Here is a 16554-nt window from a genome sequence, read left to right on the forward strand (position 1 = left end):
ACTCAAGGAGTAACGTTCACGCGCAAGAAGCCCTTCGAAGGCAGGCCGTTCGAGCCGTTCAGGCTGAAAGTGCGATACTCGTATCCGGCGGGTGCGACCGGCAGGCCGGTGGTCACCGGAGTCGGAACCACGCTCACCGGATCGTTGAAGCCGTTGAGCAGCAGGCTGCCTTGGATGGTGTAGGTGTAACCGTTCTGGGTCGCCGTCGTCGGGGTGCCGGTGAAGGCCGGGGTGCCTTGCAGCACCGCGATCGTCAGCAGGCTCTCGCGATTGGTGTCGCCATCCACATCGCTGTCAGCAGCGAGCGGATAGACGCGCGCATTCGCAGCACCGTTGTTCGGCGTGCCACCGAGCGCGTATTCGACCGAGTTCGATTGGCCATCGCCATCCGGATCGGCGGTGGGGCCGACGATGTTCTGATCAGTGACACCGGGGAAGAAGCCGGCGATCCAGTTCTGGAACGGCGTGCCCACCGCGGTGATCTCGATGCTGGTGGGATTGTATTTCACCGTGGTGCCAGCCGGGACCGAGGCGAAGGTGCCGATGCGGTTGTTGAAGGTGGCAATCGTGTAAGGCAACTGAGTGGCCACCCCGGTCAGATTCACGACCAAGGAGACACCCGTGAGGTTCAGAGTACCTGCCGTCAACGTATCGTTGGGGGGTGTCTGGGCATCATTAATGTCAATGACCAGGCTGGAGCCTGGATTCATCGTCAGGCCGCCAATCGCCGCCAGCTGACCGGTGGTCTGGCCCGCTTCGACGCGGCCCGGATTGATCGCACCGCTTACAGTGAGATTACCGCCAATGGTGCCGTTGCCGCCGATGGTGGCACCAGTGGCCACTGTCACGTTGCCTGTTGCGAGCGAAAGGTCGCCGTTCACAGCCAGCGTGCCTTGGTTCACCAGGGTCGGGCCGGTGTAGAAGCTAGCCGAGTTGAGCGACAAGCTGCCTGCACCGGTCTTGGTGAGCGAGCCCGCGGTATTCGCCGCGAGGGTCGGTGCCACGGTGGACAAGTTCGAACCCGCACCGCCGCCGATGATGTTCAGCGTCGGAGCCGAAGTGTAATCGACGCCCGGATTGGTCACGGTGATGCTGGTGACGGCACCGCCGGAGATATTGGCGATCGCCGTGGCACCGGTGCCGCCGCCGCCGGTAAGCTCGATGTACGGCGGAGCGAGGTAGCCGAAGCCACCATTGAGGACCGGGATGGTGGCCACACCGCTGCCGGTGGGATCGTCGAAGGTCTGAGTGCTGCCGATGGCGAAGCCATTCGTGTCGATGATCGCGCCTTCCGAGTAGATGTAAGCGCGGTCGACGTTGTTCATGAACTCCGCCTGGTCTCCCCGTGCGCGGAGCGTGCCGCCGTGGAAGTTGAACACGCCTTGAGCATCGGCAGTGGTGCCTCCCTGATTGATGAGCTGCGTGCTCAGGACGCCGCCCGTCATCAAGTTGACGATGCCATTACCGATCCCTTCGTTGGTGGACCCCACCAGCAGACCGCCGGTCAAGTTGACCGTGCCGCCATTGCGGATGTTCAGGTTGGCGTTGCCGCTTTCACCGACGATCAGGCGGATGCCGCCGCCTTGGGTCTGATTCACCACACCACCGGCGCGGACATCGAGAAGACCACGGCTTCTGGAGATAGTGCCGTCCACGTAGCGGGCAATCACCGGGAAGCCCCCGTTGAAGTTGGCGGTGGCGTTCTCCACTTCCATGACGCCGGTACCGAAGGCACCGATCTGGAAGTTGCCGCTGCTGTTCAGCACGCCGCCGGTCATCCGGAGCGCGCCCCATGCGCCGGCGCCTCCGGCATTCGCACCGCCGATGCGGCTGTCGGAGCCACCCGCGCGATCGACCAAAGTGCCGCCGGTCTGGACGATGACGCCCGAGGTGCCGACACTCTTGCCGGCGAAGATGGCAGTGCCATCCACGGTGCCATTGCTCAGGAGCAGGTTGCTGAAGCCAGCCTGCACGTCGCCGACGTTGAAGTCGCCGGTGACCCAGGAAGTGTTGGCCTGATCCATGACCAGGCTGCCTTCGATGGCAGTGAAGAAGCCATTGTTCACCGTGCCGTGGTTGATCACCGTGGAGACGGTGCTCACATTGATCTGGCCGCTCGTGGTGATGGTGCCGGTGGTCGTCACCGGGCCGGTGCCGATGAAGCGGGTAAGGCCAGGGCCGGTGATATTCGCGGCCACCGTGCTAGCGTTGGAGCGATTGAAGACCAAGGTGCCCTCATCCGTCATGGTCACAGTGCCAGTGCCAAGGCTGCCCGTGGTGCCGCCAATGCCGATGCTGAGGACACCGCCGCTGAGGGCGATATTACCCGCATAGGCGGAGTTGTCACCGGTCAGGTTGATCGCACCGAAGCCGCCCTTCGCGAGGTTGCCCGCGCCGGAGATGGTTCCGGAGAGGGTCAACGCGTTGGCCGAGTTGGTGTTGGCAAGCTCGGTATTGGAGACCAAGGCGAGCGGCGCGGAGATCTCATTCGCGGCGCTGTTGGACGATTGATTGAGCGAGGCCGAGAAGCCGGTGCCTGCATTCATCTCCAGCACACCACCGGTGCCGGCAGTGACCGTGAACTTGTTGGAACCATCGGTGTCGCCCAAGGTCAGCGCACCTACGGTGATCGTAGTATTGAGCGGGACCGTCTGATCGCCGGTGATGTTGCTGACGAGGTTGGCGAAGACGCCGGTGGCATCCGGGAAGCTGGTGCCGGGATCCCAGTTGTCCTGGCCACCCGCGTTGTTGAAGGCGAAGGTGCCGCCTGCGGTGGGGACCCAAGTGAAGGAGTCCGCCGTGCCAGCGAGATTCAGCGAGTCGGGGCCTGCCACGGTGTTGCCGCGGATCTGGCTTTCGGTGAGCGTGTAGTTGTAGACGCGGAACTCATTGATGGTGCCTTGCCAGCCGTTGTCGGAACCATACTCGGAACGGCCGAGCCAGTTGTTGACGTCCTCGATGCTGCTCGGGCCCTGCGTTTCCGGCAGGGTCTCCATTAGGTAGCCGTTGCGGTAGATGCGCCACTCCTTAAAGTCGGGATCGAAGACCACGACGTGGTGGAGCTGGGTGTTGAGCACCGTGGCACCTTCCGAGATGCGCACGGCAGCGCCGTTGCTCATCGTGCCGCCGAGGCGTTCAAGGCGGTAGTCGGGATTCACATCGGAGTTCGCGAAGACGGAGATGTCCTCAGCACCGTTGAACCCGGGAGTGTTCCCCGCGGTATTCACTTCCCCGATGGTGGAGTTACTGAAGCTCATCAGGCGGCTCCAGGCTTGTGTCCCAGTCTGGGTGGAGAAGATCTCGATGCTGACGCGCTGGTTCTTCGAGATCAGGCCGTTTGGCAAGTCCACGTAGGCGGGCAGCGTGGCGGCGGCCCCGCCAGGCAGGGTGATGCCAGTACCGGTGAAGGTGGCACCGTTGCCTTTGATCACGCCAGTCAGGCCACCGAGGCTGTCTTTTACGACCGAACCTTCCGGAGCCGCACCAGCAGCCTCGCTGAAGGACCAGCGGTGGATCGGCGGGCGCGGCAGGGTGGAGGCGACGACACCGGGATGGGCGCCGACTTCCAGGTTGTAGTTGTTGAGCACCTGCGCGTCCGTCAATGCGCCGCTGTGGATGCGGACCTTGCTGATCGCTCCGGAGAACTGGAAGAAGCGGCCGGCGTCGTCGCCGTTGTTATTGCGCTCGGTGCCGATCCAGATCGGGAATCCGTCTTTGGCGTCCAAGCTGGCGGCTTCGGAAGCATTGAGTACGCCGTCCACGTAGATGCGCTGGGTCGTGCCGTCATAGGTCACCACGATATGGTGCCACTGGCCGGCGGCGGGAGCTCCACCCGCAAAGCCCATATCGGGCGGACCCCAACGGGCAGCCGCACCGAAGTCGGGATTGGTGGCATAGCGGAAGCCGGCAAAAGTGCCGTTCGGACCTTCGCGACGGCTCCAGGAGAGCACCGCTTCTTCCGGGCGGATCTGGCCTTGGAAGGCCCAGTATTCCACCGAGTGCGTTGCATTCGCGCCGTGCAGGGCGGCAGTGGTGTTCGGGCCTTGGAGATAGTCACCATCGCCATCCAGCACGAGGGCGAGCTTGCCGCCGATGGTCTCGAGTTGGGGCGTGCCAGTGGCCTGCTTGGCAAAGCTGCCCTGAATCCCGGTCAAGGAGTGCTGGGGCCAAATGCCATCAGTCGTGTTGTAGTCCGCTGCGTCGAGGTCAATGAGCAGCGAGCCAGCTACGTCGATTGCGGAAGCACAGGTGCTCAGGCAGCCGACCATGAAGGCGGCGCGCACGAGCGCACCGCGAACGGTATTTCTGGATCTCATGGGTTCGTCAGGTTCGTCACCGGGGCTCTATCCAAGACTCCGCACGGGTTCCAATTGGTCGCGGGGCCTGAAGATATGGGTCGCTCCGGGGGTAACGGGCGGGACGCTAGGAGCGGCCGGTTCAAACGCAATTTATATTTCAAAACCGCGATGGGTATGACGGGAATATTTTCCAAACCTTCGGAAAGTCCACTGCTTCAAACAGTTCGACACATCAATTGCGTGATATCACTAGGTGAAGAGCGGCGACGAGCGCATCATTTTCGCACACGAATGCGCCCGAATCTCCTTGGCACGGCAAGGCGGGCGGCCCTAAAACCGCCGCGCCATGACCCGTAAGCAGATCGACGTCAGCGTCTACGTCTTCCTGATCCTCCTGATCGCCTTCTTCGTGAAGGCCGTGTGGGGCGTGCTGGGAATGATCGGCGTGGTGGGCTGAGCCTCACCCGCTTGGAGCGGAAATTTTACTGCCAGCCCACGGCGACTTCCTGGGCTTGGCCACCGCGGTCTTGGTATTTGATGTGGCCGTTGGCCAAGGCGTACTCGTGGACGCACTTGGTGACCTTCACATCGAAGGCGCAGTATTCGGCGATCTTCATCAGCGGCTCGGTATTGCCGGTCTTCTTGTACTCCTGCCACCAGCGGAGTGCGTCGAGACCATCGGCGGACTTGCCGGTTCCGAGGCAGGCTGAGGCGGCGGAATCCAGCTTCATGCGGAAGCCGAGTTTCTCCTGCAGGTCGAGCATCATGTCCAAATTCACCGTCTGCGCGGGCAAGTCGCGGATGGTGTAGCCCTGGAGGACGGGGTAATCGAACTCGACGTGGTTCCAGCCGACGACGAGGTCGGCGCGGACCAGCTCATCGACGAGCGCATCGACATCGCTCTCGCCATAGATCCGGTAGCCGCCGCGGGTGGTGCTATAGGTGACGGCGACCGAGATCCCCATCTTGTCCTTGTGGGCCGAGCCACCGACATCGCCGAAGCTGCGCTGGGTCTCGAGGTCGAAGTAGACGATGTTCTTGCCGGACACGCGGGAAGGGTAAACGGCCTTTCCCGCGCGGGGCAACTTCCGAGGGAGAAAAGGAAGGTAAGCTCAGCGCGATGGAAGGGGAGTAGCTGGATCCGCGGCAGGGGCGGGCTTGGTGATGCTAGGAGCCTTCTGGCGAAGGTCCTCTTGGATCTCGAGCTGGATCGCCTGCCCCAAACCGCCTACCGGGCTTCCCATGGCCCGGCAAAATTGGCCGTCGTCGAAGTGCCACTCCCAGAAGCCGATTCCCGACAGCGGGTGTATGAAGGCGGGCCCGAAGGCGTCCAATGCTTCGCTATAAGTCTTGGGCTTCCGCTCGCGCAGCTTCGCGTTGAGGATTACAGGCTCGGCGCTGCTATAGCTCGCGAACCGTCCGTCGAAGGTGCTCATCACGGTATGCCCTAGCCAATTGACATCCGGCGGCACATTGATCTGGTTGCTGTTAGCATCTTGCACCTCTCGCAAAGGGCGGTCGATCGTAACTTGAAACCGATCGCCCAAGGGCTTTAGCGCCGTGCGGAGGATGTGGAATCGCGCTACCAGGGGCTCGGGGAATTCAAGGCTTCCCACGTTTTTTCCATCCAGTTTCACGGGCCGGCTGGTGGACTTTTCGTCGGGCTCCCCCGGGACCAAGGTCAGACGAATTTCCTGCGGACTGTCTGCCTTGGCAACCAGGGAAATGCTTGGAATCGGTGTCGCGGCCGAGATTGTGGAGACCGGTCTTCCTTCCGTGGTCCGCAGCTCCCAATCGGAGGGAGCTTTCAGGTCGATCTTGAATTCCTCTGCGTCCGCCGAGACATCCGCTTCGTAACCTTGCGGAGGCCAGATCCAAGTTTTCTCAGCGGCTAGGAGGGACGGGTCTTCCGCGCTTGCTCCCGTCACGCAACAAGCCCCGGCGAGGATGAGGAAGGATATTGGACACCGTTTCATTGTTCGATCCGGTGTATCACAAATGAAGGAGGATGCGGTGTAAATCGAAGGTAAAGAAAGAGCTGCCTCCTTGCTCACTTCAGCTGCTGCTCCAGCCATGGGCTGATCTTCTGTTCCCACAGCGAGGCGTGTTGGTGGAGTCCCTCGCTGCTGAAGTGCACGCCCTTGCCATTGTTCTCGCGGAGGCTGCCCTTGAGGGAATCGGTGTCAGGGCCTTCCAGCGCGATCCCATCCTTCCACAAGGAAGCCTGGGCAGCGCGGATGTCCGGAGAACCTTCGTCGCCGGGATTGTGGTAGCTGGCTTGAGCGACAAACCACGGGAGCTCGTGGCCGGAGGCCTTCCGTGATTCGCGGATGATCGTTTCGAGATACTGGCGGTAGAGGTCTCCGGCCAAGGTGTTTGTGGGATCGGCTTGGTTGGCATCGCTCTCGCCTTGATGCCAGAGGATCGCGCGCGGACCCAGGGTGCCACAGGCTTTGATGCGGGCGACGAGCGCGGTGAAGGCCTTGCCATCGCTGCTCCATTGGCCGTCGGGCTCTTGTTTCACCCGCTCGACGCGAGTGGGCGGGTTGGGGAAGGGGATGCCGGCGGGCAGCCATTCGCGGACACTGGTCGAGCCGATGCCGCAGGGCACGAAGCCGATTGGCACGCCGAAGCGCTTGGCCAGTGCATCGCCCAAGGGCGGCATGAAGCTGCCGCCGGAACCACTGGCCCCGGCTTGTGGATCCTTGGCCAATTGCCAGCACTGGCCATCAAAGCTGGCGACCAGGCCGGTGGCGGTGTCCTGCTTTTCCTCGCCGTAGTTCGCGGAGTTTGATTGGCCGGCGATGACGAAGAGTTCGCCAATGGCGAAGTGCTCGGTGGCGGTCTCCGCGACGACGTGGGCATCAATCGATGCTCGGGCTTCGATGCGGTACCAGCCACCTGCCGGGAGATCGCGCGTGGTGCAGAAGGCACCCGACTTGGCGCCGCCTGTTAGGGGCTGCCACTCGCCGGTTTGATCTGCCCGGATCACGCGGATTTCGACAAGCGGGACCTGGTCCTTGAAGTCGATCAGGTTGCCGCAGATCGAGACGGTGCCCGAGTCCTTCGTCTTGCGCTGGATCACCTGGTAATCGCAGGGCGAGGAAAGCACGATGCCTTCTCCCGCAGCCGCGGTAGCGAGGCAAAGGAGGATGAAGAGCGCTCTCATGAATGGCGGACAGTTCCACCGGACACTCTAGGCGATCCAAGGCAGGAAGGCCAGCACTCAAGGCGCTGCTTGTCCCTCGCCTCAGAGCGTGAGGCGCTTGCGGAAACGATGGCCCGTGATGGTGAACCCCGCCGCCTCGTAGAAGCGATGGGCACCTTCACGTTGCAGGCCGCTGTTCACGCGGATTTCGTGGATGCCTTGGGCGCGGAACCAATCTTCGGCAGCGCTGACCAAGGCCTTGCCGATGCCTTGGCCTTGGGAAGAGGAGCTGACCGAAAGGGCAAGGATGTAGCCGATCGGCGCGGAGTGCTCGTAGGTGGCGACGCGCATCAAGCCGATGAAGCCGGTGATCGCACCGCCATCGGGAGCTTCGGCGACCAGAGTGTGATGGTGGCTGCCAAGCTGGGCGAGCCGCCCGCGCAGCTCACCCGCCGTGGTGGGATAGCCGAGCTCGCCGAGGAGGGCGGCGAGGGCAGCAGTGTCAGCTTCGGCGAAGGGGCGGATCAGAGCTGCCATGAACTAACAGAATTGAGGCGGAGCGGACGAGGTAGGGACGGCGGGTATCGAACCCGCGACCTACCGCCTATAAGGAGCTGGACCGTGGAGACAAGGAAGCACAAAGAGCAATACGCGAAGCTGAGCTGGGCCGACCTTCGCTATAAGCGATCAGGAGCAGCTGCCTAACAATGACCGCCAGGCTCTCGCAAGGGTGCGGCGCTTCGTTCTCGCATCCTGCGGTGGCGGCGGATACGGACTGGGCACCATGAAGAAACTCCCCCTCATCATCGCAGCTTCGCTCGCAGTCACGAAGCTCACTGGCTCTGAGTACGTCCTTCTCAGCCAAAACAATACCACGGTTGCAGTCCAGCCGACTGACATCGTTCAGGTGGTTGGCATCCTTGGAGGGAGTGGGTCTCGGAATCTGGAATTCACCCTGGCGAGTGGTGGCGCGAAACCTAAACTCTACATTCCAGGCGGCAAGCCACCGACATCGTCCAAAAGAATGTGATGATGACCGGAGTGACTCAGGTGTTCCTGCCTCCCTATGGGACCCCCGAGGGTGACGGACTGACAGTCACGCTGCGAATCACCAAGAAGGCCGAAGAGATGACGTCACAACCCGTGCTCATTCCAGCTGTGGCCGATGGTCGGTATGACGTGAGCATTGAGACCAGTGCGGACGCCGAGAACTGGGCACCAGCAGCGCCGGGCGAGTATCTTGGCAGTTCAAGTCATCGCTTTTTCCGCGTGAAGGCAGTTCGCTAGGATACCCCTCCGCCTGCATCGGGGGAATGAACCGGCTGCCTGCCGGAATTCCAACACCCTCAACCCTGCTTGCTGCGGCAAGCGGGGGTTTTCTCTGTTTGAGTCGTCCGTGCGCTTCGACTGCGCCGCAGTCATCGCGGCGATTGAGGGCCGGAAGCCATAAGCTCGGCGGATCAACGACGCAGAGGCGCTTTTCTTTTGTCCGGCTCTGGCCATTCTGCCCGCGTGAAGCTCGCCCTCCACCGTTCCGTCACCTTCTGGTCCGGTGTCTTGGTGATCGCGTTTTTCGGCTGGGGGTGGTGGGATTCCCAACTCCATTGGTTCTCCGTTCGCTGGGGGCCATGCGAGCTGATCCAGTCGAATTCCTACATCGGCGCCGAGTACTCTGCGGGCCAAAACTCGAGTCCTGCGGCAAGGGGCACCGATCACCAGAACCTTGACCCCGAGTTACTTCCCTTGCCCTTCTTCATACAGGGGCAAGGCCTTTCGGCCTCTGATGCGGAACGGCAAATCAGTAAAATGGCCAGCCAGAGCGCACCGAGAACCTACCGCGCCTCGGTCGAACATGCTTGGACCATCCGCGGGACGAATAGTCGGGCTCTCTTCATTCCCCACTGGCTTATCCTGCTTGCCGTGGCTCTCCCTTGGATTGGCTTGCTCGTCTGGCGGGCGAGTCGGAGGAAGAGGGCCGTAGTGGTGTGAGCCGGGGGAACTACTTTTTAAGATGAGGCAGGGGAGCTTGCCTAACGAATTCCAGCCTCGGAACTCGCTGAAAATGGGGTAGGGGCGGCGGGTATCGAACCCGCGACTTCCCGCTAATAAGGCGGGCGCTCTGACCGCGGAGCTACGCCCCCGTTCCGCAGTGGTGCGGCGGGGACGTATTCGGCGGGTCAGAGCGGGCATGGCGGACGCAGATGGGAACTCAGAGTTCCTTCACCCAGATGTTCGCGAAGTCGATCGCGGCACCGTGGTGCTGGAGGGCGATCTTGCCCTTGGCGGGGACGCCGGGAAGCTGGGCGTTCTCGATGGCGGTCTTGCCGTTGATGGTCACGGTGAGGCGGTCGCCCTGGATGGTGATCATGGTGCGGTTCCACTCACCGAGCGGGTTGTCACCCTTCACCTTGGGGGTGACACCGGCGATAACTTCGGCGGGCTGGGACTTGTCGGTGCGGTAGCCGTAGACTTCGCCAGAGCCGCAGGGCCAGTTCCAGAGGTTCACCTGGCTCTTGGAGTTGCCGCGCAGGTAGATGCCGCTGTCGAGTTCCTGGACCTCCACGGACTCGCCGGTTTCCTTGCCATCGGGTCCGATGACCGGGCGCTTCATGATCGGGCCGGTGCCGCTCCAGCGCCAGTCGAAGATCATGGTCATGTCGCCGTACTCTTTGCCGAACCAGAGGTCCTTGTCCTTGGCTTCACTATGACCATCGTACTTGAGGATGCCGTTGATGGGGACCCAGTGGCCCTTGTCGCCCTCCTCGCTTTCCCAGCCGTTGAGCGTGGTGCCGTCGAAGATCTTGGTGAAGCCAGCCTGCTTGGCGCCCTCGTCATTGGCCGTCGGAGCGAGTTCGCAAATCTTGAGGTTGCGGAAGGCGACCGGATCGCCGTGACCGCAGAAGGAAATGTGGCCGGCGCGGCGCTTGGCACCCTCGTGCTTGGGGAATTCCTTGTTCAGCTCGGAGAGCTTGGCCTGGGTGATGAGCTCGCCGTTGACAGTCACTTGGACGTCGTCGCCATTCACCAGGATCCGCTCGGAGTTCCACTCGCCGACTGGCTTGAGCGGGGCCTTCTTGGCCGGGACCATGGTGTAGATCGAGCCGTGGAACTGATAGGGCTTGAGGTCCTTGTACTTCTCCGAGGAGTTATCCAGCACCTGGATCTCCATGCCCACGTAGGCCGCGTCACCGGTGCCCGGGTAGTGGATGCCGATGCCGTTATTGCCGGCGGGCGGCAACTTGAATTCGAAGTCGAGGGCGTAGTTGGCGTAGGTGCTCTCGGTGTAGAGGTTGCTGCCCTTGGGGGTGCAGACGATCGTGCCATCCACCACCTCATAGCCTTCGCCCTTCCAGCCGGTGAGGTCCTTGCCATTGAAGAGCGGGACTTGCTGGAGCTGTGGTTCCGCGGCGCTGGCGGCGAGGGGGAGGAGCAGAAGAGCGATGGATTTCATGATCGGTGGAATAAGGTGAGTGAACCGCCAAGACGCCAAGTGCGCCAAGGATTTTGATTTGAAGAAGAGGTAACCGCGAAGACCCGGAGTAAAATCAGAGGTCGATGGTTTTGCCGGTGCGGAAGCTTTCGTCGGCCGCGGCGACGATACGCATGGAGGAGACGGCATCATCCATGTGGGCGGTGAGATCGACGTCTTCGAGGATCGCCTTGAGGAAATACTCCTGCTCGCGGTGGCAGAGGCCGTCGTGGTCCGGCTCATCGTCGAGGCGGACGGTTTCGTCGGTCTTTGCGAAGGTTCCTTCGGGCGTAAGCTGGGAGTGATGGAGGCGGATTGATTGCGTCTGCGTGTGGGCGTCCACGTTGGCGCTCTGGCCTTCGGCCGCAGCCTTGTCGGCGACGATCGAGGCGCAGCCCTTCGGGCCGACCACGTCTTTCACGAAGAAGGCGACTTCGCTCATCATCGGGCCCCAACCGGCTTCGTACCAGCCGACCGAGCCATCTTCGAAGGTCACCTGCAGGGCACCGTAGTTGATCTTGCCCTCCGGCAGCTCGTCGCTGAGGCGGGCGCCGATGCCGGAGACGCGGATCGGCCGCGAGCGGGTCATCTGGCACATCACGTCCACGTAGTGGACGCCGCAATCGACGATCGGCGAGATCGAGGACATCAGCGCCTTGTGGGTCTTCCAGTTGTCGCCGGAGGACTGCTGGTTGAGGTTCATGCGCATCACCAGCGGCTTGCCGAGGGTCTGGGCCATCTCGATGAATTTGATCCAGCTCGGGTGGTGGCGCAGGATGTAGCCGATCACCAGCTTCTTGCCGCTGGACTTGGCCTTGGCGACGATGCCCTCCGCGGCGGCGACATTCTCTGCCAAGGGCTTCTCGATGAAGACGTGGCAACCGGCGTCGAAGGCGGCCTCCGCATAGGGACCGTGGGTGTCCGGGTAGGTTGAGATGCTCACTGCGTCCGGCTTGGTGGCCGCGAGTGCCTCATAGAAGTCGGCATACTCCGCGTAGCCGCCGCCGAGCTCGGCATTCAGCTTGCCGCGACTCTCCGCCGAGCGGGTGACGATCCCGCAGATTTCGAAGCCGGGGATGCGATGGTAAGCAAGCGCGTGCGAGCGGCCCATGTGGCCAGCTCCCACACAGAGGACGCGGAGAGGTTTCTGCATGATCGGGGCGGTAAAACGAGTGAGGGTGACGGATTATTTCAGATTCCGGGTGGGAACAAGCGGCATCCCCCGCAGACCGTCTAGCGAATATCCGAGGTACCGGGAGGCGGGAAACAAAAGCGCCCCGGCCTTGCGGTCGGGGCGTCTCTCAAAAGGTGTTATCAGCGAGCGATCACTCGGTCTTGCTGAAATCGCCGCACCAGTCCTCGCCGGCGGTTACGGGGAACATCGATTCGAACTTCACCTCGTCGTCGACTTCAAAGGCAACGGTTTGCGGGGCGTGGCGGCGGCATTCGCCGTGGTCGTCCTCCAGCTTGTTCCAGTGGACGCAGGCGGCGCAGGCGCGGGTGGTTGTGGTCGTCTTCATAATGAATCGGGAAATGGTTCCCTAGAAGTTAGACCGCAGTGTGGGGGCCGCGCAAGGAAAGATGAGTTGAGAATTCATCTCAAGTCGATGGATTTCAAGGAATTGAGACGCTGTCTCATTTGCTGTTCCACGGCGGATGGCAATTTGCCGCTAGGCCCAACTCATTGGGAGCAGGCTTGAGCACAGTAGGACTGCCAAGGAGCCACGAATTGATCGCCAGGCACGGACAGCTCCAGATTCAGGCTGCCGAGGGTGTCGTAGACTCGGACGGTGGTGCGGCATTCGCCATCGACTTGGACCGGGAGGACCCAGATCGCATGGGCAAAGGCGGGATCGATGCGCAGGACGCAGTCACCGCCGTCGTCGTTGGCGGTGATCGTCCCTTCGTCAAAGGAGAGGGCGCGGGTGGTGATGAAACGGGAGAAATCGAAGCCGCTGCCGATGAGGCGGCAGTGGGCGGAGAGCCGGAGCTCGGCGAGATCGGCCAGAATCGGCGCAAGCGGATGCCGCTCGGGGCAGGCGCGGCGCTGGTCCGCGATGCTCTGGCAGCAAGGGCAGGCCTCGAAGGCAGGCGTGAATTCGGCCCGCCATGCAAAGAGCTCCTCGACCGTCACTTCCTCCGCGCAGAAGGCCGCCACGAAGGACTTCAGGCGTGAGCCAGCCGAGAATTCGTCCGGGACGGCGATCGAGAGCGGGAAGCTGCCCTTCTCAAAGTCGAACTCGAGCATTCCGACATGCTGCGGGAGCCTGGCGAGCCGCAGCGCGTGGAGCCCGGCGAGGCGGGAGGGCAGCAGCGAGAGGCCGAGGCCCGGAAAAAGCAGCCGATCGCTGCCCTTGAGCACGGCTTCCCCGGGGTCGGCGATGGCGACCAGTTCCGCGGTGAGGTTCTTTCCCCGCACACAGAGCATTCCCAAGCGGGTGAGCTCCTCAAAGAGCGCCGGGGCGTGGTGCAGGAGCCGGATGGGCAAGTGAAGGAAGGGTGGCGGGCGCATGGCCGGGCAGAGTGATGGGCCAAACCTAGCCGGGGCGGGGCAGGACTTGCTGGTGGCGGCTTGCGGAAAGTTGGCGGGAGATCGTCCGGGGGGATCGGTCTTGGCAGGGGGCGGGGGGCGTGCTTCCCTCCCGGCCCGCCGTGTCCCATCCGTCATCCATCCGCCGCACGCTCGCCATCATTTCCCACCCGGACGCTGGCAAGACCACGCTCACGGAGAAGTTCCTCCTCTATGGGGGCGCGATCGATCTGGCGGGCAGCGTGACCTCGCGGCGCGACCGGCGTTCCACGACCTCGGACTGGATGGAGCTGGAAAAGCAGCGCGGCATCTCGATCTCTTCCACGGTCCTGCAGTTCCAGTACGGCGGCTTCCACGTGAACCTGCTGGATACCCCGGGTCACGAAGACTTCTCGGAAGATACCTACCGGGTGCTCACCGCGGTGGATGCCGTGATCATGGTCGTCGATGCCGGTAAGGGCGTGGAGGCCCGGACGCGCAAGCTGTTCGAGATCTGCCGCCTGCGCGGGATCCCGATCTTCACCTTCATGAACAAGCTCGACCGGCCGACCCGCTCGCCGATCGATCTGGTGGATGAGATCGAAAATGTCCTCGGCATCGCCTCACACCCGATGAACTGGCCGCTGGGCGATGGCCCGCGCTTCCGCGGGATCATCCAGCGCGCGGACGGGAAACTGAACCTCTTCGAGAAGACCAAGGCGGGCGCCTACCGTGCGCCGGTCTCCGTGATGGGCCTGACCGACCCGGCCGTGCGCGAGCACGTGGATGGCGACCTGGTGGACAAGGCGATCGAGGAGATGGAGCTGCTCGATATCGCCGGTGCGCCCTACGACCACGAGCGCGTCCTCAAGGGCGAGCTGACTCCGATTTTCTTCGGCTCCGCGGCGAACAACTTCGGCATCCAGCTCCTGCTCGATGGATTCTTGGCGATGGCCCCCGAGCCCTCCGGCCGGAAGTCCGGCGAGGCGATGATCGAGCCGGAGGACAAGCGTTTCAGCGGCTTCGTCTTCAAGATCCAGGCGAACATGAACCCGAAGCACCGCGACCGGATGGCCTTCATCCGCATCGTCTCGGGCAAGTTCGAGCGCGACATGCAGGTCTGGCACGGCTCCGCGGCCAAGCAGATCCGCCTCTCGAACTCGCAGAAGCTTTTCGCGCAGGAACGCGAGATCGTGGACGAAGCCTTCGCGGGTGATGTCGTCGGTCTGGTGGGTAACCAGCCCTTCGAGATTGGCGACACGCTGACCACGGATTCCGCGATCAAGTTCGACGAGATCCCGGTCTTCCCGCCGGAGTGCTTCGCAACCATCCGCGGCCGCAGCACGGCCACCGCCAAGCGCTTCCGCGCCGGTATGGACCAGCTGGTGCGGGAAGGCGTCACGCAGCTTTTCGAAAGCGCCGGCGGTACCACCATGCTGCTGGGGGCTGTCGGCCCGCTGCAGTTCGAGGTGCTGAAGTACCGCTTGGAGAGTGAATACGGCGCGGAGGTGGTGCTGGAGCACTGCCCCTACACGGTCATCCGCTGGCTGATGAAGGACGACGAGCCGGTGGCCGGCCCGAATGCCCCGACCGACGATCTCCCCGGCGGCTGCATGCTGGCGAAGGACTCCGCCGGTCATTGGGTCGTGCTGGCTGAGGCCGAGTGGGCCCTGCGCAGCTTCAAGCGCTACCACGAGGACTGGGAGCTAGCGGAGCGGCTGGTGAAGTGAGGCCGTCGTTTATTCTGGCCGCCGGTTTCGCCAATAGTTGGGGCGACGACTCTGGTGAGCTACCGCGGCAATCCAGATCGTATCGGGAAGCTCCAGAAAATAGAGGGTGTAAGGGAACCGCTCCACGAAAGCCTTGCGGAAGCCTCTTTTCCCGTGCGGTGGGGAGAGTCCCGGATTCCGCCGAAGGCGAATGGTCGCTTTCTCCACTTCCGTGACGAAGTCGTCCCCCAAGCCACCGGTCTGGCGGTCATACCACAGGGCGTCTTCTTCCAACTCGGCCCTTGCTTCCGAATGGAAAATCAAGGGCTTCACTTCAGCCGGGCGCGAAGTTCGTCAAAGACCTGTTCGGCTGGGATGCCTACAGCGACGCCTTGTCGGATTTCCTCTCCGCGTCTCTCAAGCTCTGCATCCCATTCCGCCTGAGATTCTGAATCTGAAGCCGGATCGAGGGACCGAATGAGAAAATGCGCCAGCTCGGCGCGCTCCTCGGAGCTCAGCGAAAAAGCTTCGCTGCGAATTCTCTCTGCGGTGGCACTCACGCTGAAAGGATGCCTCAATGGCCGCCAGATCGCAAGCCCACGATGGACGACCCGTCACCAGATCCCATGCTGGTCCAATCCCGCGGCGCGCGGGTTGCGAAGACCTTGCTTTGGATCGGCACGATCTGGCTGATGGGGTGGATCGGCATGATCCTTCATGGGGCCATCAGTTGGAGCAATACCCTTGAGGGGGCGACTTCCGGTGCGATTCAGGGTGCAATTGTTTCCCCCTTTCTCCTGATCATCACCTTACCCGCGGCATTTCTCGGTCGGCTGATTGGAGCTTTGCGACCTCTGCGGAAGTGGCGGCTGGGTATCTCGCTGCTTTTCGCGGCGTTGCTGCCGCTTTGGGAGTTAGGCAGCGCGCTCGTGGACCGGGTCCAACCGGGGCGGCGCTTCACGAAGCTCACTGCGGTCGCGTTCCCCAAGGACGCCAAGATGATCTCCTGTGATTTCCAAGGAGGGGGATTTGCCGATTTAACCTACAGCTACGTTTTTACCTGCCCTCCCGGGGAAACCGAGCGGCTGATCCGCGAGTTGAAGCTGACCAAAGACCGGGCGAGTCCGACTTCCCTAGGTTGGACTTCGGGAGGGGCTGCGATGAGCGGTGGTAGGGGGCCGACTGAGGAGGTCTGGAGTTGGGCGACGGATTACCGGGGCAGTCCGGTGCGCCGCGGGGGCCCCCATTACATCGAGCTCCAGACTGAAGAGACCCACACCAAAGTTCGCCTGATCTGCGGCACCATCTGAAGCTCCGCGGCGTGCATCCGGATATTTTCAGACGTCACCCAAGAATCATGGGCTTCCATCGTTTCCTGCCCCGAAAGAGGCAGACGGAAGCGCGACTCCTCGGCGCTTCTG

The 16554-nt window shown here is 62.6% G+C and carries 13 protein-coding genes and 1 tRNA gene; 3 read left to right on the forward strand and 11 right to left on the reverse strand.

What is annotated here, in order from left to right; all coding sequences use genetic code 11:
• Positions 1-2: 2 nt before the first annotated feature.
• From BV071_RS17990 to BV071_RS18010, 5 genes are all read right to left on the reverse strand, one after another.
• Positions 3-4316: a LamG-like jellyroll fold domain-containing protein gene (locus BV071_RS17990; protein WP_081886073.1), complete on the reverse strand. Its 4314-nt coding sequence runs from the start codon at positions 4314-4316 to the stop codon at positions 3-5.
• 464 nt (positions 4317-4780) lie between these two features.
• Positions 4781-5347, reverse strand: a complete 567-nt coding sequence (locus BV071_RS17995) for a ribonuclease H-like domain-containing protein (RefSeq protein WP_035610226.1) — start codon at positions 5345-5347, stop codon at positions 4781-4783.
• A 63-nt stretch (positions 5348-5410) separates the two neighbouring features.
• The gene (locus BV071_RS18000) at positions 5411-6274 is read right to left on the reverse strand and encodes a hypothetical protein (protein WP_265594573.1); all 864 of its coding nucleotides are present in this window, start codon (positions 6272-6274) and stop codon (positions 5411-5413) included.
• 74 nt (positions 6275-6348) lie between these two features.
• A complete protein-coding gene (locus tag BV071_RS18005) occupies positions 6349-7467 on the reverse strand; it encodes a sialate O-acetylesterase (protein ID WP_052573524.1) in 1119 nt (372 codons plus the stop codon).
• Positions 7468-7548: 81 nt separating this feature from the next.
• Complete coding sequence (locus tag BV071_RS18010) at positions 7549-7983, reverse strand: GNAT family N-acetyltransferase (protein ID WP_035610230.1); 435 nt, start codon at positions 7981-7983, stop codon at positions 7549-7551.
• Between the two features lie 492 nt (positions 7984-8475).
• Between BV071_RS18010 and BV071_RS18020 the strand changes: the two genes are divergently transcribed.
• Positions 8476-8733 carry a hypothetical protein gene (locus BV071_RS18020; RefSeq protein WP_035610235.1) on the forward strand — a complete coding sequence of 86 codons (258 nt, stop codon included), beginning with the start codon at positions 8476-8478 and terminating at the stop codon, positions 8731-8733.
• Between the two features lie 781 nt (positions 8734-9514).
• Here BV071_RS18020 and BV071_RS18030 read toward each other — a convergent pair.
• The 5 genes from BV071_RS18030 to BV071_RS18055 all read right to left on the reverse strand — a co-directional run bounded on the left by BV071_RS18030 (position 9515) and on the right by BV071_RS18055 (position 13403).
• A tRNA-Ile gene (locus BV071_RS18030) sits at positions 9515-9587 on the reverse strand.
• Positions 9588-9655: 68 nt separating this feature from the next.
• A complete protein-coding gene (locus BV071_RS34340) occupies positions 9656-10897 on the reverse strand; it encodes a DUF1080 domain-containing protein (protein WP_075090945.1) in 1242 nt (413 codons plus the stop codon).
• A 94-nt stretch (positions 10898-10991) separates the two neighbouring features.
• Positions 10992-12068: a Gfo/Idh/MocA family oxidoreductase gene (locus tag BV071_RS18045; RefSeq protein WP_035610240.1), complete on the reverse strand. Its 1077-nt coding sequence runs from the start codon at positions 12066-12068 to the stop codon at positions 10992-10994.
• A 172-nt stretch (positions 12069-12240) separates the two neighbouring features.
• Positions 12241-12435 carry a hypothetical protein gene (locus BV071_RS18050; protein ID WP_035610242.1) on the reverse strand — a complete coding sequence of 65 codons (195 nt, stop codon included), beginning with the start codon at positions 12433-12435 and terminating at the stop codon, positions 12241-12243.
• A 161-nt stretch (positions 12436-12596) separates the two neighbouring features.
• Positions 12597-13403, reverse strand: coding sequence for a hypothetical protein (locus tag BV071_RS18055; RefSeq protein ID WP_265594574.1), 807 nt, complete (start codon positions 13401-13403; stop codon positions 12597-12599).
• 164 nt (positions 13404-13567) lie between these two features.
• On the opposite strand from BV071_RS18055, the gene BV071_RS18060 reads away from it, so the two are divergent.
• Complete coding sequence (locus BV071_RS18060; RefSeq protein WP_035610246.1) at positions 13568-15154, forward strand: peptide chain release factor 3; 1587 nt, start codon at positions 13568-13570, stop codon at positions 15152-15154.
• Between the two features lie 308 nt (positions 15155-15462).
• On the opposite strand, the gene BV071_RS18070 is transcribed toward BV071_RS18060, so the two are convergent.
• Complete coding sequence (locus BV071_RS18070; RefSeq protein WP_035610252.1) at positions 15463-15693, reverse strand: addiction module protein; 231 nt, start codon at positions 15691-15693, stop codon at positions 15463-15465.
• A gap of 42 nt (positions 15694-15735) precedes the next feature.
• Here BV071_RS18070 and BV071_RS18075 point away from each other — a divergent pair, with 42 nt between their 5' ends.
• The gene (locus tag BV071_RS18075; protein WP_265594575.1) at positions 15736-16443 is read left to right on the forward strand and encodes a hypothetical protein; all 708 of its coding nucleotides are present in this window, start codon (positions 15736-15738) and stop codon (positions 16441-16443) included.
• Positions 16444-16554 lie beyond the last annotated feature (111 nt).

This window comes from Haloferula sp. BvORR071 (assembly GCF_000739615.1).
Taxonomy (GTDB): Bacteria; Verrucomicrobiota; Verrucomicrobiia; order Verrucomicrobiales; family Akkermansiaceae; genus Haloferula.

Bases quoted from the DNA above. Each gene is read 5' to 3' on its own strand.
- BV071_RS18000 (WP_265594573.1), bottom strand. From the start codon at position 6,274: ATGAAACGGTGTCCAATATCCTTCCTCATCCTCGCCGGGGCTTGTTGC.
- BV071_RS18050 (WP_035610242.1), bottom strand. From the start codon at position 12,435: ATGAAGACGACCACAACCACCCGCGCCTGCGCCGCCTGCGTCCACTGG.
- BV071_RS18075 (WP_265594575.1), top strand. From the start codon at position 15,736: ATGGACGACCCGTCACCAGATCCCATGCTGGTCCAATCCCGCGGCGCG.
- BV071_RS18005 (WP_052573524.1), bottom strand. From the start codon at position 7,467: ATGAGAGCGCTCTTCATCCTCCTTTGCCTCGCTACCGCGGCTGCGGGA.
- BV071_RS18010 (WP_035610230.1), bottom strand. From the start codon at position 7,983: ATGGCAGCTCTGATCCGCCCCTTCGCCGAAGCTGACACTGCTGCCCTC.
- BV071_RS18020 (WP_035610235.1), top strand. From the start codon at position 8,476: ATGATGACCGGAGTGACTCAGGTGTTCCTGCCTCCCTATGGGACCCCC.
- BV071_RS17990 (WP_081886073.1), bottom strand. From the start codon at position 4,316: ATGAGATCCAGAAATACCGTTCGCGGTGCGCTCGTGCGCGCCGCCTTC.
- BV071_RS18045 (WP_035610240.1), bottom strand. From the start codon at position 12,068: ATGCAGAAACCTCTCCGCGTCCTCTGTGTGGGAGCTGGCCACATGGGC.
- BV071_RS34340 (WP_075090945.1), bottom strand. From the start codon at position 10,897: ATGAAATCCATCGCTCTTCTGCTCCTCCCCCTCGCCGCCAGCGCCGCG.